Origin of the sequence: Thermobifida halotolerans (assembly GCF_003574835.2) — a bacterium.
GTDB lineage: Bacteria > Actinomycetota > Actinomycetes > Streptosporangiales > Streptosporangiaceae > Thermobifida > Thermobifida halotolerans.
This window is the reverse complement of the sequence record NZ_CP063196.1, coordinates 5,159,273-5,174,442: the sequence shown is the minus strand read 5'-3', so window position 1 is coordinate 5,174,442 and position 15,170 is coordinate 5,159,273. Positions and strand designations below refer to the sequence as shown.

The 15,170-nt window shown below is 71.9% G+C and carries 12 protein-coding genes; 6 read left to right on the top strand and 6 right to left on the bottom strand.

From position 1 onward, the window contains the following. Positions 1–5 precede the first annotated feature (5 nt). From NI17_RS22870 to NI17_RS22860, 3 genes are all read left to right on the top strand, one after another. Positions 6–665 carry a TetR/AcrR family transcriptional regulator gene (locus NI17_RS22870; RefSeq protein WP_068687904.1) on the top strand — a complete coding sequence of 220 codons (660 nt, stop codon included), beginning with the start codon at positions 6–8 and terminating at the stop codon, positions 663–665. Between the two features lie 52 nt (positions 666–717). Continuing rightward, positions 718–1,212, top strand: coding sequence for a MarR family winged helix-turn-helix transcriptional regulator (locus tag NI17_RS22865; protein ID WP_068687441.1), 495 nt, complete (start codon positions 718–720; stop codon positions 1,210–1,212). A gap of 186 nt (positions 1,213–1,398) precedes the next feature. Continuing rightward, positions 1,399–2,307, top strand: a complete 909-nt coding sequence (locus NI17_RS22860) for an SGNH/GDSL hydrolase family protein (RefSeq protein WP_068687440.1) — start codon at positions 1,399–1,401, stop codon at positions 2,305–2,307. 86 nt (positions 2,308–2,393) lie between these two features. Here the strand turns inward: NI17_RS22860 and NI17_RS22855 are convergent, their stop codons facing one another. Continuing rightward, positions 2,394–4,172, bottom strand: a complete 1,779-nt coding sequence (locus NI17_RS22855) for an ABC-F family ATP-binding cassette domain-containing protein (RefSeq protein ID WP_068687439.1) — start codon at positions 4,170–4,172, stop codon at positions 2,394–2,396. A gap of 135 nt (positions 4,173–4,307) precedes the next feature. Between NI17_RS22855 and soxR the strand changes: the two genes are divergently transcribed. After that, positions 4,308–4,769, top strand: coding sequence for a redox-sensitive transcriptional activator SoxR (gene soxR, locus NI17_RS22850; protein WP_068687438.1), 462 nt, complete (start codon positions 4,308–4,310; stop codon positions 4,767–4,769). A 51-nt stretch (positions 4,770–4,820) separates the two neighbouring features. Here the strand turns inward: soxR and NI17_RS22845 are convergent, their stop codons facing one another. Then, on the bottom strand, positions 4,821–5,744 hold the full coding sequence (locus NI17_RS22845) for a 4-(cytidine 5'-diphospho)-2-C-methyl-D-erythritol kinase (RefSeq protein WP_068687437.1): 924 nt from the start codon (positions 5,742–5,744) through the stop codon (positions 4,821–4,823). A gap of 241 nt (positions 5,745–5,985) precedes the next feature. Here NI17_RS22845 and NI17_RS22840 point away from each other — a divergent pair, with 241 nt between their 5' ends. After that, on the top strand, positions 5,986–7,821 hold the full coding sequence (locus NI17_RS22840) for a serine/threonine-protein kinase (RefSeq protein ID WP_068687903.1): 1,836 nt from the start codon (positions 5,986–5,988) through the stop codon (positions 7,819–7,821). 16 nt (positions 7,822–7,837) lie between these two features. On the opposite strand, the gene rsmA is transcribed toward NI17_RS22840, so the two are convergent. Both rsmA and NI17_RS22830 read right to left on the bottom strand, forming a co-directional pair. Next, complete coding sequence (gene rsmA, locus NI17_RS22835) at positions 7,838–8,701, bottom strand: 16S rRNA (adenine(1518)-N(6)/adenine(1519)-N(6))-dimethyltransferase RsmA (protein WP_068687436.1); 864 nt, start codon at positions 8,699–8,701, stop codon at positions 7,838–7,840. A gap of 33 nt (positions 8,702–8,734) precedes the next feature. After that, entirely contained in the window at positions 8,735–9,058 is a 324-nt protein-coding gene (locus tag NI17_RS22830) for a CU044_2847 family protein (RefSeq protein ID WP_068687435.1), read from the bottom strand. Between the two features lie 224 nt (positions 9,059–9,282). Here NI17_RS22830 and NI17_RS22825 point away from each other — a divergent pair, with 224 nt between their 5' ends. Beyond that, on the top strand, positions 9,283–9,546 hold the full coding sequence (locus NI17_RS22825; protein ID WP_084012361.1) for a DUF397 domain-containing protein: 264 nt from the start codon (positions 9,283–9,285) through the stop codon (positions 9,544–9,546). Between the two features lie 67 nt (positions 9,547–9,613). Here NI17_RS22825 and fxsT read toward each other — a convergent pair whose 3' ends face one another. Further along, on the bottom strand, positions 9,614–13,969 hold the full coding sequence (gene fxsT / locus NI17_RS22820; protein WP_119267798.1) for an FxSxx-COOH system tetratricopeptide repeat protein: 4,356 nt from the start codon (positions 13,967–13,969) through the stop codon (positions 9,614–9,616). Continuing rightward, on the bottom strand, positions 13,966–15,141 hold the full coding sequence (locus NI17_RS22815) for a MoxR family ATPase (protein WP_068687432.1): 1,176 nt from the start codon (positions 15,139–15,141) through the stop codon (positions 13,966–13,968). Before NI17_RS22815 ends, fxsT begins: the two co-directional genes overlap by 4 nt. Between the last annotated feature and the right edge of the window lie 29 nt (positions 15,142–15,170).

Here is a 15,170-nt window from a genome sequence, read left to right as displayed (position 1 = left end):
CCATGATGGAAGCCGTGAGCGAACAGAATCCCAAGGCCCGTAAAAAGCAGCGCATGACCGGCAAGGAGCGCCGGGAACAGCTTCTCGCGATCGGCAGGGAACTGTTCGCCGAACGGGGCTTCGACGCCACGTCGGTGGAGGAGATCGCGGCCCGCGCCGGGGTCTCCAAGCCCGTGGTGTACGAGCACTTCGGGGGCAAGGAGGGGGTCTACGCGGTTGTTGTGGACCGCGAGATGCAGTGCCTGCTCGGCCTGGTCAGCGACGCGCTGGTCGAGGGGAGTCCGCGGCAGAAGCTGGAGGGCGCCGCTCTGGCGCTGCTGCGGTACGTGGAGGAGCACAGCGAGGGGTTCCGGATCCTGGCGCGTGACTCCCACGCGGCCTCGGGGACGGGGAGTTTCGCGAGTCTGATCAGTGACATCGCCACCCAGGCGGAGCACGTGCTGGCGGAGGAGTTCCGGTCGCGCGGCTACGACCCGAAGCTGGCTCCGCTGTACGCGCAGGCGCTGGTGGGCATGGTCGCGTTGACCGGTCAGTGGTGGTTGGAGGTGCGCCGCCCGAAGCGTGAGGTGGTGGCGGCGCACCTGGTGAACCTGGCGTGGAACGGGCTGTCGCGACTGGACGCCAAGCCGGGGGTGGACGCGGCGCGGTCGCGCAGGCGGGACTGAGTGTCGGCCGCGTTCCGCCGGTTATCTTGATATCAAGAGATATGCTGGGTGTATGCGTGATGAGGTTGACGGTCTGGTCGAGGCGTGGCGTGCGGAGCGCCCGGATCTCGACGTGGAGCCGCTCCAGGTGCTGAGCCGGGTCTCCCGGCTGGCCCGGCACCTCGACCGCGCGCGCCGCTCGGTGTTCACCGAGCACGATCTGGAGCCGTGGGAGTTCGACGTGCTCGCGGAGTTGCGTCGCTCCGGTGCTCCCTACGAGTTGAGTCCGGGACGCCTGCTGCGCGCCACGCTGGTGACCTCGGGGACCATGACGAACCGGATCGACCGGTTGGCCCAGGCCCAGTTGGTGCGTCGGCTTCCCGATCCGGCGGACCGGCGGGGGGTGCTGGTCCGGCTCACCGACGAGGGTCGGGAGCGGGTGGACGCGGCTCTGGCGGACCTGCTGCGCTGTGAGGAGTCGCTGCTGGGCGCGCTCGGAAGCGCCGAGCGCGCCCGGTTGGCCGCGCTGCTGCGGACGGTTCTCGCGCCGTTGGACGGGCCGGAGTGACCTGTCCGGTCCGTCGGCCGTCTCGGGGTTTCTGGCGCTGCGGCGGGTGGTGCGGCGCCGCACGTCCCCGGTAGCGGACAGAAGTCGTGACCTGTCCATGACTAGCTTTTTGCGGTCTGTTACCGGCATGCTACGCAGGGGGCTCGCTGAACCGATTCACCTGCGAGAGAAGAGACGTGAGACAACATGCGCCGGTTTTCCTGGATCCCCGCCGCCGCGGCCGCGGTGGCGCTGACGGCCTCGGGTTGCGGCTCGGGCGACGCGGAGACGCAGTACTACCTGTCGCTGGGTGACGGCCTGGCGGTCGGTGTGCAGCCCGACGAGTCGGGCGAACCCGTCGAGACCGAGCAGGGCTACACCGACGTGGTGTTCTCGTCCCTGTCCGACGACCCCCCGGGCGTGGAGCACGTGAAGCTGGGGTGCGCCGGTGAGAACACCGCCACCTTCGTCAACGGCGGCGCCGAGGGCTGCGAGTACGAGGAGGGCTCGCAGTTGGCCGCGGCCGAGGCGTTCCTGGAGGAGAACAGGGACCGCGTGCGGCTGGTGACGGTGAACATCGGCGGCAACAACCTCTTCTCGTGCGCCCGGGGCGAGGACGGCGAACTGACGACCGCGATCGACCGCGAGTGCGTGGCGCAGAACCTGGAGCAGGTCGCGCAGGACGCCCCGGTGATCGCCCAGCGGCTGCGTGCCGCCGCCGGTGAGGACGTCGAGATCGTCGGGGTCACCTCCTACAACCCGCTGCTGGCGATGTACCTGGCCGAGGAGGTGACCAGCGCCGTCGCGGCGGAGGACGACGACGACCGGACCTACCAGGACACCGCCAACTACACCAACGGCATGCTCGCCGCGATCAACGGCACGGTCACCGACGCCTACAACGCCGAGGGGATCACCGTGGCGAACGTGGCCACACGGTTCGACATGGAGAACTTCGAGGTTCCCGAGGACGGCGAGGACGGACTGCCGACCAACGTGCGCAACGTGTGCCGGTACACGTGGATGTGCGACACCGAGCGGGGGCCCGCCGTCCAGCTCAACGAGGCGGGGGCGAAGGAGGTCGCCGCGCTCGTCGAGGAGGTGATGCGGGACTGAGCGCGGGAGCGGCGTCCCGCTCCCGCGGGGAGGAGCGTCCCGCCCGCCGCCCGCGCAGGGATGACGCGGGCAGCGCGGCAGGACGGTCAGTCTCCCGTCTTCTCGGCCTCGGCCAGCCAGGCGTCCTCCAGTTCCGCCTTCTCGGCGGTGAGGGTCTTGAGTTCGGCGTCGAGTTCCGCCAGACGGGTGTAGTCGTCGGCGGCCTCGGCCATGAGCGCGTGGAGTTCGGTCTCTCGCGCGCTGATGCGGTCGATGCGGCGTTCGATGCGCTGCATCTCCTTCTGCGCCGCCCGGCGCTCGGCCGCCGACAGCCTGGGAGCGTCCTGCCGGGCCTCGTCGGCGTCGGTCCGGGAGCGGTCCTGGGGGACCTCTCCGCCGTCGGCCGTCTCGGCGCGCCGCCGCAGGTACTCGTCGACGCCGCCGGGCAGGTGGCGCAGGGTGCGGTCGCCGAGCAGGGCGAAGACCCGGTCGCAGATCCGCTCCAGGAAGTAGCGGTCGTGGCTGACCACCACCAGTGACCCGGGCCAGCCGTCGAGCAGGTCCTCCAGCTCGGTCAGCGTCTCGATGTCCAGGTCGTTGGTGGGCTCGTCCAGGAGCAGGACGTTGGGCTCGGTCATGAGCAGCCTGAGCAGCTGCAGCCGCCGCCGCTCACCGCCGGAGAGGTCGCCGATGGGGGTCCACTGGCGTTCTCCTCGGAAGCCGAAGCGCTCCAGCATCTGGCTGGCGGAGTGCTCCTTCCTGCCGATGGTGACGTGCTGGCGGATCTCGGTGACCGCCTGCAGCGGGCGGGCCTCGGGGTCCAGCTCGGTGAGGTTCTGCGAGAGGTGGCCGAGGTTGACGGTCTTGCCGTGGCGCACGTGTCCGGCGTCGGGGCCGCGCTCCTTGGCGAGCAGCCGCAGCAGCGTCGTCTTGCCGGAGCCGTTGACGCCCACCAGGCCGATCCGGTCGCCGGGGCCGAGCTGCCAGGTGAGGTGTTCCAGCAGGGTGGTGTCCCCGGCCCTGAGGGTGACGTCCTTGACGTCGATGACCGTCTTGCCGAGTCGGGAGCTGGCGAAGCGGACCAGTTCCACGGTGTCGCGGACGGGCGGTTCGTCGGCGATGAGCGCGTTCGCGGCGTCGATGCGGAACTTGGGCTTGGAGGTGCGGGCGGGCGGTCCGCGGCGCAGCCAGGCCAGTTCCTTGCGCACGAGGTTCTGGCGGCGCTCCTCGGCGGCCTGGGCGAGGCGCTGCCGTTCGGCCTTGGCGAGCACGTAGGCGGCGTACCCGCCCTCGTAGCGTTCGACCCGGCCGTCCACGACCTCCCAGGTGCGGTGGGTGACCGCGTCGAGGAACCAGCGGTCGTGGGTGACGACGGCGACGGCCTCGCGGCGGCCGTTGACGTGCTCGGCGAGCCAGGCGATGCCCTCGATGTCGAGGTGGTTGGTGGGTTCGTCCAGAACGATCAGGTCGTGGGTGTCGATGAGCATCCTGGCGAGTCCGGCGCGGCGGCGTTCCCCGCCGGACAACCGGGCCATGTGGGTGTTGAGGTCCCAGCCGGACAGCAGGCCGCGCAGCACGTCGCGGACCCGGGCGTCGCCCGCCCATTCGTGTTCGGCCCTCTCACCCAGGACGAACCGGCCGACGGTGGTGTCGGGGAAGCTGTCCTGCTGGTGGAGGAAGCCCACCCGCAGGCCGCGACTGTGGACGACCCGGCCGGAGTCGGGTGGGAGCCGTCCGGCGATGACGGACACGAGTGTGGACTTGCCGCCGCCGTTGCGGCTCACGATGCCGATCCGCTCGCCCTCGTCGATCCCGAGGGAGACGGAGTCGAGGAGCACCAGAGGGCCGTAGGCCAGTGAGACGTCTTGGAGGTTGACGAGGTTCATCGTCTTCCATTGTCGCGGGTGCGGCGGGGTGCGGTGTACGGGCGGGGCGGCGGTGTCCGGGGCGCGGCCGCGCGGCCGGCGGGAGACCTCAAGCTAGGTTAAGGCCGGATGGGAGACACGAGAGCGAGGTCAGGCATGGGACACCTTCCGGTTCGGCTCACCATCGGCCAGCTCGCCGAGCGCAGTGGGATGTCGCACAGCGCGCTGCGGTTCTACGAGGCGCGGGGGCTGATCCGCGCGGAGCGGACGGCGGGCAACCAGCGCCGCTACCACCGCAGCACGCTGCGCCGTCTGGCGTTCGTCTCGGCCGCGCAGCGGGTGGGGCTGACGCTCACGCAGATCCAGGAGGCGCTGGCCACGCTTCCCGACGAGCGCACGCCCACCGCCGAGGACTGGGCGCGGCTGTCGCGGGTGTGGCGGGACGAACTGGACACGAGGATCGACGCGCTGCAGCGGCTGCGGGACCGGCTGACGTCGTGCATCGGCTGCGGGTGCCTGTCGCTGCGTTCGTGCGGACTGCACAACAGCGACGACGCGCTGGCCGCCCTGGGGCCTGGCGCTCCCCTGCTCAAACCGGCCGGGGAGGGCGGGGTCTAGGGGCCGGCGCCCCTCTGGGGCGAAGCGCCCCCCGTGCCCTCCCGGGCGGGGTCACACGACGGTGGCTCCGGGGACGGGGCCGTGGGCGATGACGGCGTCGGCGCACTCCTTGGAGTCGCGCAGGGCCGCGGCGAGTTCGCGGGCGCGGTCCGGGGACCCGACGAGGAAGGCGCAGGTGGGTCCGGAGCCGGACACGATCGCGCCCAGCGCTCCGGCGTCGCGGCCGACGTCGAGGACCGCGCCCAGGCCGGGGCGCAGGGACAGGGCTGCCCGTTGCAGGTCGTTGCCGAGCGCCGCGCCGAGCCGGAGGGCGTCTCCGGCGGCGAGCGCGGCCACGAGCTCCTCGTCGAGCCGGGGCTGGGGGGCGTCCGGCCGCAGCCGGTCGTACTCGGCGAACACCTCGGCCGTGGACAGTCCGCCTTCGGCCAGGGCGAAGACCCAGTGGAACGTTCCGCGCACCGGAACCGGGGCCAGGCGCTCACCCCGCCCGGTGCCGACGGCCGTGCGGCCCAGCAGCGGGAAGGGGACGTCGCTGCCGAGGTCCGCGGCGAGTTCGAGAAGCCGCGTCCGGGAGACTCCCCCGCCCCAGAGTGTGTTGCACGCCACAAGTGCGGCGGCGGCGTCGGCACTGCCCCCGGCCATGCCCCCGGCGACCGGGATGGCCTTGCTCAGGTGGATGCGCACCCCGGTGGCGGTCGGGGTCTCGCGGGCCAGCAGGGCCGCCGCGCGCGCCGCGAGGTTGCCGTCGTCGAGCGGGACGCGGGCGACGTGGTCGGGCCGGTCGCCGTCGACACTCAGGGCCGCCGTCCCCGGCCGCAGGTCGGGGGCTGCGGAGACGGTGACCTCGTCGAAGAGGGAGACGGCGTGGAAGACGTTGACCAGGCCGTGGTAGCCGTCGTCGCGGGCGGGGCCCACCGCGAGTTGCAGATTCACCTTCGCGGGGACACGTACGGTGACGGCCGTCGTAGCGTTCACGAGTCCTAGATCGTACGGGACTCCCCGCCTCTGTGAATCCGGGCGCCCAGTATGGGATTCTTGGGTGGGTCACCCGTCGCGCTCGGGATGGTTGGTCCACCAAACAGCAGCGATTCTCGTTTCACCGGCGTCGCTTGCGTTGCCACTCCGGACCCGACGGTCCGTGTGGGTGGGTATCGGGGCACAATCCCCGCTACCGTTGAGGCCGAGACGGAGTTTGGACACCGTCGGGGAGGATCGCTTGCCGTCGGATGGGCTCCCGAAGAACCTGGAACCGCTGGCCGCCGGAGACCCGGCGACCATCGGTCCTTACGTGCTGGTCGGACGTCTGGGCAGCGGAGGAATGGGGACGGTCTACCTGGGCCGTGCCCCGGAGAAGGGAACCCATGTAGCGATCAAGGTCATCCGCCCCGAGCTGGCCTTCGACGAGGCCACCCGGGCGCGTTTCCGCGACGAGATGGAGAACGCCCGCAGGGTCGCCTCCTTCTGCACGGCCAAGGTGCTCGACCACGGTACGTTCGAGAACCGGCCGTACATGGTCACCGAGTACATCGCCGGGACGGCGCTGGCGGAGCACATCGCCGAGCACGGGCCGCTCGACTCGGGCACGCTGCACGGCTTCGCGCTGGGCGTGGCCGCGGCGCTGGCCGCCATCCACAAGGCGGGCCTGGTGCACCGCGACCTCAAGCCGGCGAACGTGCTGCTGTCGCTGTCGGGGCCGCGGGTGATCGACTTCGGTATCGCCCGGGCGCTGAACACCTCCACCAGTCACACCCAGACCGGGATCGTGATGGGCAGTCCGGGGTGGATGGCGCCGGAGCAGCTGCTGGAGGAGAAGGTCACCACGAAGGCCGACATCTTCGCCTGGGGCTGTCTGGTGGCTTTCGCGGGCAACGGCAGGCACCCGTTCGGCAACGGCGACGCCATGACGCTGGGCAAGCGGATGCTGTTCGCCGAGCCCGACATCGGCGGTCTGGACGCCCCGTTGGACCGGTTGGTCGCCAGGGCGTTGGCGAAGGACCCCGACCAGCGTCCCAGCGCGCAGGAGCTGCTGCTGGAGCTGGCCGGAGGGGCGGCGAACAACGACGCCAACGACATGGTCAGCCATGCGCTGCACCAGTCGTGGCGGCCGAACCTGCCTCCGGTGCCGCCGGGGTATCCGCCGCCGGGCGCCCACCAGGCGCACACCGGGATGCGGCCTCCGCAGACCGCGGTCGTGCCGCAGCCCTACCCGCAGCAGGGGGCTCCCGGGCCGATGCCGTCGCATCCGCCCGCGGGCGCGCAGGGGCCGCCGCAGAACTCCCCGATGCCGCAGCGCCAGGGGCCGCCTGGACCGCACCACACGGGGCAGTTCCCGGCCGTTCCGCCGAACACGGGCGGTGGGGGGCAGCCACCCGGCGCACCACCGCAGCAGTCCGCGACGGGCGGGGTCCAGGCGCGCCCGTACGTGCCGCCGAATCCGCTTCCGCCGCACCGGCCGATGCGCCCGGACGGCCGTCCGGCCCGGCTGGTCGTGGCCCTCGTGGTGGTCGGGGCGGTACTGCTGGCGGTGCTCCTCGGCATGGTCGCGGTGTCGTTCGTGAACGGGTTCCCGTTCGGCGGGAGCGACTCCCAGGGGGAGCAGGGCCAGGACGCGCCCGCCGCTCCCGAGGAGTCCAAGGAGGACCCTCCGGGCAGGTCCGAGTCGGACGGAGGGCTGAAGTCCGACGGTGTCCTGGAGTCCCGGGTTCTCGAAACGGAGTGCTCGGACTCGGCCGGGGGACGCCGGATCATCAACGGCCCCTTCGAGTACTGCGTGTTCCGGATCGAGGTGCGCAACGTCTCGAGCGTGCCGTTGGAGTTCTCCCCCGAACTGCAGACCCTCGATCTGGGGGGCGAGGAGATCGAGGCCGAGCCGCCCCGCAGCGAGGAGCTGCTCGACCCGCTCTGGGACGGTCCCATCGGCCAGGGCGAGACCGTCGAGGGGCGGCTCGTCTTCCTGGTTCCCATCGCCGGCGAACCGCAGTCTCTGACACTGCGCGGTTCGCGGGACAGCCACGGGATGACCTTCGGGTTGGACAACGGCCAGCCGGTGTAGGGTCCCGCGGCCTCAGTCAGGGGCGGTGTTCGGCGATCCGGGCGAAGTCGGTGACCTCCAGTGCCTCCCCGCGGGCCCTGGGGTCCACTCCGGCGGCGCGCAGGGCGGCCTCCGCGGCGGCCGCCGACCCCGCCCAGCCGGCCAGGGCGGCGCGCAGCGTCTTGCGGCGCTGCGCGAAGGCGGCGTCGACGACCGCGAAGACCTCCTCGCGGGTGGCTTCGGTGTCGGGCGCGGGACGGCGGCGCAGCGCGACGAGTCCGGAGTCGACGTTGGGCGCCGGCCAGAACACGGTGCGGCCGATCGCTCCGGCGCGGCGCACCTCGGCGTACCAGGCGGCCTTGACCGACGGCGCGCCGTAGGAGCGTCCACCGGGGGGTGCGGCCAACCGGTCGGCGACCTCGGCCTGCACCATGACCAGCCCCCTGTCGAGTGAGGGCAGCAGGCGCAGCAGGTGCAGCACCACGGGGACGGCCACGTTGTAGGGGAGGTTGGCGACCAGCGCGGTGGGCTGGGGGTCGGGCAGTTCGGTGACGCGCAGGGCGTCGGCGGCGACCACCCGCAGCCGGTGGGCGAGGTCGGGGGCGTGGGCGGCGACGGTCTCGGGCAGCGCCTCGGCGAGGCGGGGGTCGATCTCGACCGCGGTGACGTGGCGCACGTGGGGCAGCAGCGCCAGGGTGAGCGAACCGAGTCCGGGGCCGACCTCGACGACGACGTCGTCGGGGCCGACCTGCGCGGCGCGTACGATCCGTCGTACGGTGCCGGGGTCGATGACGAAGTTCTGGCCGAGGGTCTTGGTGGGGCGCACCCCCAGCCTGTCGGCGAGCCGCCGCACGTCGGCGGGGGTGAGCAGGCGGACGTCGGCGCTGTCGGGTTCGGTCACCCGCCCATTGTGGCAGGCGGGTGCGGGTGGGGTTCACTCCTCCCGGGAGGCCGCCTTCCAGGTGAGCGTCACCTTGAACGCGGCGTTCGCGGTGGACTGGGCGATGAACACGTCGGCGGTGGTGGTGAGTCCGACACCGAGTTCCACGGTCACCTCGTCGGGGCGCTGCGGCAGGTCCCGGATCTTGTCGGCGACGGTCTCGGCGATCTGGCGGACCTGCCCGAAAACCTGCTCCAGGTGTCTGCGCGCCTGCCGGACACCGGGCCGGGCCACATTGACGGGGCCGCTGCGGGTTCCCGCGGGTTCGACGAGGATTTCCGTCTCGTTGTCGACGGTGAGGGCGACGAGTTGGGTCATCTGCGTTCCTTTCCCGGTCGCGGGGGCGGAGAAGACCGGTGGCAACGGGTTTTTCCGGGTCGGAGCCGCCCCGCATTCGAGTGACTGAAGTTTACGGGTTTTGGGGATATAACCCGATAGTCGACAACCGGCTGAATTCTCCGGTGAGGGAGGACCGTGCACCGCAATGGCGCTGTCACGGGTCGAGAACGGTGTCAGAGGACCAGACGACGACGGGTAGCCGAATGGAGTCCAGTGTCAACCGGGACGCGTGTGCCCCGGGGGAGCGCGTCCCGGTTCCCCCCGCCGCTTCCGGTCAGGAGAGAACGTCCTGGCGGAAATCGAGCCACTCCGAGGAAAATAACGGGAACGCATGTGTCGAGGTGCGTTTTCCGCGCTGGAGAGCCGTGGTGATGCGTGATTCGGTCCACCCGGATTCCACGGAGATCCCCGTCCCGGCAGAGGAGTGGGTCTCGTTCATCCACCAGGTGAAATTCCACGGTTTCTGAACCGGCCGCGAGGCCGGTTCGGGTTTCCGTTCCGTTGTCCGTTCCGCCCTGTTCCGTTTCCCCGCCCTCACAGCGGGCCGAGATAGACGTCGGCGTTTCCGCGTATTCCCTGCCGCACCGACAGCGTCGCCGGATGCTGGTCCCCCATGATCTCGACGTACAACTGCTCGACCACGGCGAGTTCCTCGGCGACGTCCTCGCCCGCCCCCCGCCGGTCCAGGACGAGGTTGCGCCGCGCCAGGAGGGTGAGCGGGTGCCGGTCGGTCAGCATCCCGCGGCAGCGTTCCAGCACCTCGGAGTCGCGGCGCAGCGCCCCGGAGACGTCTCCGAGGGCGAAGAGGTCGCTGGCCAGGTTGACCGCGCAGGCGAGCGTACTGGTGTGCTCCTCCCCAAGCCGTTCGGTGAGCACCCGCAGCGCCTGCTCGTCGATCGCGCGGGCCTCGGCAGCCCGGCCCAGGACGCGCAGGGTCACCGCCCGGTTCACGTTGGCCGCCGCGACGTGGGGGTGGTCCTCACCGAGCAGGTCGGCGTACCGGCGGCACGCCTCCTCGGCGAGTTCCAGGGCCTCGCGGTAGCGGTTGACAGTCCGCAGGGACGTCGCGTAGTTGGAGGCGGCGTACAACGCCACGCGGCTCTCGGCGCCGAACCGGTTGCTCGCCTCCCGCCAGACGGTCTCGGAGAGGCTGACCGCCTCGTCCAGGTGACCGGCGCGGCGCAGCATGGCCGAGAGCGAGCCCATGTTGCTGAGCGTGCCCTGGTGCCTGAGTCCGAAGAGCTCCCGCACCCGCTCGGTGTTCTCCCGTTGCAGCCGCAGGGCCTCGGTGTAGTCGCCCGCCTCTATCAGCGCGTCGGCGTAGCCGTCGACCGACGCCAGCGTCGTGGGCTCGTTGGGCCCCAGGATCATCTCCTTGTTCTGGTAGGCCTCCCAGAACAGCTCGGCGGCCCGCCGGTGGTCGCCGCTGAGCAGCAGCGCGTAGGCGTAGCGGTGGGTGGCCTCCAGCGTCTCGGGATCGTCCGGTCCCAGCAGCCGCCGGTACTTGTCGTAGACCGTGCGGGCGAGCTCCGTGGACTCCCGAAACCTTCCCGCGAACCGCAGGTCGCGGATGAACTCGTTGCTGGCCTCCAGCGTCTCTCCCGCGTCGGGGCCGTGCCGCTCGGTGAGGATGTTCAGCACCCGCTCGCACAGCTCGTAGGCCCTGCGGTGCTCGCCGAGGTTCCGCAGGACGCGCACCAGGCGCAGTTCGGCGCGGAGGGTCTCCGGAGCGGTCGCGCCGAGCCGCGTCCGCCACGCCGCCAGCGCGGTCTTCGCGAGCTTCCTGGCGTCGTCGTACTCGCCGCGCAGGTCGGTGACGTAGATCTGCTGGATGACGAGCTCACGCACCCAGGGGTCGTCGCACTCCCACGCCTCGGAGGCCCAGATGTGGGGGAGGAGCTGGGCGTAGCGGCTCCGCGCCTCGGGGGAGGTGTCGTGCGGGTCGCTCTTGGCGAGCAGCATGTGCGCGCAGTGCCGGAGGTACCTCCGTTCCTCCTCCGACAGGGAGAACCGCAGCGCGCGCTGCACCAGCAGGTGCAGTTGGAGGGTGTGTGTACGGTGGTTGATCTGCGCCAGTCCGTAGCGGCTGATCTCGCCGAAGGCGCGCCCCAGCTTGGTGGGGTTGCCCAGCGCCTCGCTGAGCGCGGGGGGCGCGGGGATGTCCCGGGCGTAGGCGAAGAGGTAGCGGGGGATGGGCGCGGTGGAGAAGAACGAGCAGACCTGGAGCAGTTGCAGTGCCGCCGGGTTGGTGGTGGCGAGCTTGTCCAGGGAGACGTTCCACGCGGTGACCACCGTGACGGGGTAGTCGGGATCGGCCGGGCTGAGCGTCGGCAGGACCTCCGACCGCTTCTCCCGGAACTGCGCCAGGTACTCGGAGGCGGGGGTGGCGGTCTCGTTCATCCACGCCGCCGCCTGCCGGAGGGCGATCGGCAGGTCGTCCAGGACATCGGCGAGTTCGTCGGCCTCGCTGTCGGTGAGGTCCTCGGGACCGCACTTGCGGAGCAGGTCGATGCTCTCCTGGCGGCTGAAGACGTCCACGGTCAGCGTGGCGTGGTAGCCGCGCGCCGCCCACACCATGTTGCGGGAGGTGATGACGATGTGCCCGTCGCCGCCGACCGGCAGGTAGGGGGCGACGTCCTCGGGCTTCTGGGCGTCGTCGAAGACCAGCAGCCACCGCGCGTAGGGTTCGCCTCGGCGCAGCGCCTCGCGGACGGTGTGCACCATGCTGCTGATGGAGGAGCCCGGCTGGAACACCCCCAACTCCTGGGCGAGGAGGGCGTAGGCCTCGTGGATCTGGTTGGCCTGGTTGGCACGCACCCACCAGATGAGGTCGTAGTCCTCGCTGTAGCGGTACAGGTACTCCGTCGCCAGTTGCGTCTTGCCGATGCCGGGCATGCCGTTCAGCACGCTCGGCACCATCCGTCCCTGCTCGGAGTTGGCGACCAGCTGTCCCCGCAGGCTCGTGAGCAGTTCGCCGCGGCCGGTGAACATGGGGTTGCGCGGCGGGATGCTCCCCCATGCGGTGGCGGCGCTCCCGAAGCGGCGGGTGCGGCGTGAACCGGTGCTGTCTGACGGGTTTCCTGGCATCGAAGCGGCCCCCTGGGACGTCGTGGTGCTCTCGGCTGTGGGAGTAGGGGAAGTGTTGGACAGGTGCGGCGCCCGGGCGGCTTCTCCGGAACGGCCGCCGACGGCGACGCCCGGTCGCCGCGCCGTCGCCTCCGCGCCGTACGCCCGGTCGAGGTGGACGGAGTGGCGCCCCTGGTAGACGACCTCTCCCCCGGGCAGTGTGCGCCCGCTGACGCTCCGCACCAGTTCGCGGTATCCGCTGGTCAGTCCGATGCATTCGAGGGCGGGCAGGGTGTCGTCGGCGAGCCGCAGCGACGTCTCGTCGAGTTCGGGCAGCCGGACGTCGTCACCGACGAGGATCTGGCCGAGCACCCGGAACCAGGGGTCGGCGTCTGCGAAGGAGGAGGCCAGCAGGGCCAGCACGCTGCGGATGCGGGATCGGCGTCCGCCGAGGGACAGCAGTGTTCTGCGGATGCCGGTCCGGTACTCCCACTCGATCCGCCGGGCCGGGGTGGCGGTTGCGGAGTCGACCGCGCGGACCAGTCCGCTGAAGAGGATCTCGGTGAGTTCGGGGACCGGGGAGCGGCCCGAGCCCCACCGGCACACGGTGTCGATCGCCGGGCCGGTCAGGGGTACCGCGGCCAGGTCCACCGCGAGCTGGAACGCCGCCGCGGAGGAGTTGTGGTGGAAGCGCCGCACCGCTTCGACCGGGGTGTCGGTCCCGGTTCCGCGTTCGGGGGCGACGGCGTTGGCGGCGGCGTCGTCGGGGACCACCCGCAGCGCGCTGACGTTGAGGGTCCGTCCGGCGCGCCGGCCCATGACGAACTCGGCCCATGTCCGGATGGCTTCGGCGCGCAGCGGCAGGACGGGCAGGACCAGCGAGGACTCCGGGGGCGCTGCCCCGGTCTCCGGGAGGGGGAGTTCCTCCGGCCACTGGAACGGGCGCGCCGAGTAGTGCCGGTTGGCGGGGGCGCGCGACGCGGCGGAGGCGGTCACCTCCATCGGTTCGGGGCGGATGCCGGTTCTGCGCCACTGGCGGGGGGCGAGCAGGTGGACGACGCCGACTGGCAGGCGGCGCGCGAGGCCGCCGAGCCAGCTCTGCACGCTTCCCGTGGCCCAGCCCTGTCCGACGCCGTCGCTGAGGACCACGGCGACGCGCAGCGCGCCCTGGTCGGGGGCGGTGTCGTCGTCGGGGCCGTGGACGACGACACGGGCGGGGGTCGCCGTGTCGGACTCGAAGCGCCGCAGCCGCACCGAGCGGAAGGCCCCCGAGGAGCGCAGCAGGCCGACGAGGTCCTTGACCACCTGCTGTTGGAAGAGCATGGAGACGCTCTCGTCGGCGAGGACCGTGAGGCGGACCCCCGGCCGGGTGTCCGGCGTCGACCGGGGCACGAGCGGAACCGGCCCGTGGCCGCGCGTCCCCGGGGTCTCCGCCGCGGTCAGCAGGTTTTGGGCGTGGTCGCGTGCGGTCGTCTCGGGGTCGAACCGCGGCCAGTGGGGGTCGGGGAGGCGCAGGTGGAACGGGCGCAGTGCGCGGACCAGGCCCTGGCGGTCGGGCAGTGCCGGGAAGGCGGTCCCCGGCCTGCCCGGGTCGGCGGAGGCGGACTCCGGCGGCCGTTCCGCCGGGACCGGTGCGGTCGGTGCGGTGTCGGCCGGGTGGACGCCGCCGGGACTCCTCGCCTCCCGCCAGGCCGCGAGGTAGACCGCGTCGGCGAGTTCCCATCCGGCGACCGGCGGAGGCGTGTCGCCGGATCCCCGCGTCGGTCCGGACCGGGGCCGTCGCGCCGCGCGGTCCGGCTCGGGGGCGTGGCGGGGGTCGCTCATCCGAGCGTGTCCGTGAGCCGGTGCCACAGCAGCGCGGAGAGCTCGCGCAGGAGGTCCTCGTCGAGTGCCCCGTCCGCTCCGGGGTCGATGACCGTGGCCAGGTGGACCGCGTTCAGCAGTTGGTCGACGGCCAGCGTCGATCCTTCGGCGCCGCGCCGCAGGAAGTCGGTGATCAGGGAGTTCGCGTGGGCGGGCAGCCCGCCGGAGAAGTGGGCCGCGACGATGTCGGCGAGTTCCGCCCCGGTCGGTGTGGTGTGCTCCACCGGGATGCATCTGCGCAGGAACTCGGGCGGGAAGGGGCGTTCCGTACCGCAGGTGATGACCACGACCGGGAAGGCGGAGCAGCGGACCTCTCCGTCGGTGATGGTCGCCTCGCGCCGCGGGTCGTTGGTGGGGACGGTGATCTCGGGTGCGACCGTGCGCAGCCGGTGCAGTTCGGGGATGGTGTAGCCGCCGCGCTCCAGGAGGGTGAGCAGGTCTGTGGCGAGGTCGTAGTCGCCCCGGTCGAGGCCCTCGATGAGGAGGACCCGGGGCAGCCGGTAGGGCAGGAAGGCGGTGCCGAGGGGCCCCAGGCGCAGGTAGCGCCCGATCCGCTGGGCGCTGCTGCGCAGGTGCGCGGTCTCCTCGTCGGTGGGCGCGTAGCGGCGGTCCGCGGCCGTGCGCGGTCCGCACCGGACGCTCTCCAGGTTCAGGTCGTGGATCTGGGAGATCGGATCGTAGTCATAGACTCCGGAGCGGAGTGTGCTGCGGCTGTCGACGGTCCACCGCAGCACCCGGCCGAGGTTGAGCTCCCGCGCGAGCTGGGCGGCCAGAGCGGACTTGCCGACCCCGGGCGGCCCCTGGACCAGCAGGGGGCGGCGCAGGTACAGGGCGGCGTTGACCTTCGACAGGCGTGCGCGTTCGTTCTCCCCGAGGGGGCGGCGCGGCGCGAGGGCCGTCGGGGCGACGCCGAGCACGCGTCCGGTCTCCTCGTCCTCGTCGACCGGTGGCGGGGGCGGCAGGTGCGGGCCGCCGCCGTAGGTGCGCCACCGGGGCGGGGGCGGGAGTTCCGCGGCGAGGTCGAGGTGGGGCCGCGGACGTCCGGTGCCGTGGAAGATCCACCATTCGGGAACCGCCGTTCCCTCTTCCGTGGAATGGGGTGCTCCGGAACCCGGTGTTTCGGATACGGCCATTGGCGTGCCCCTCGTGCCGGTCTTCGGGT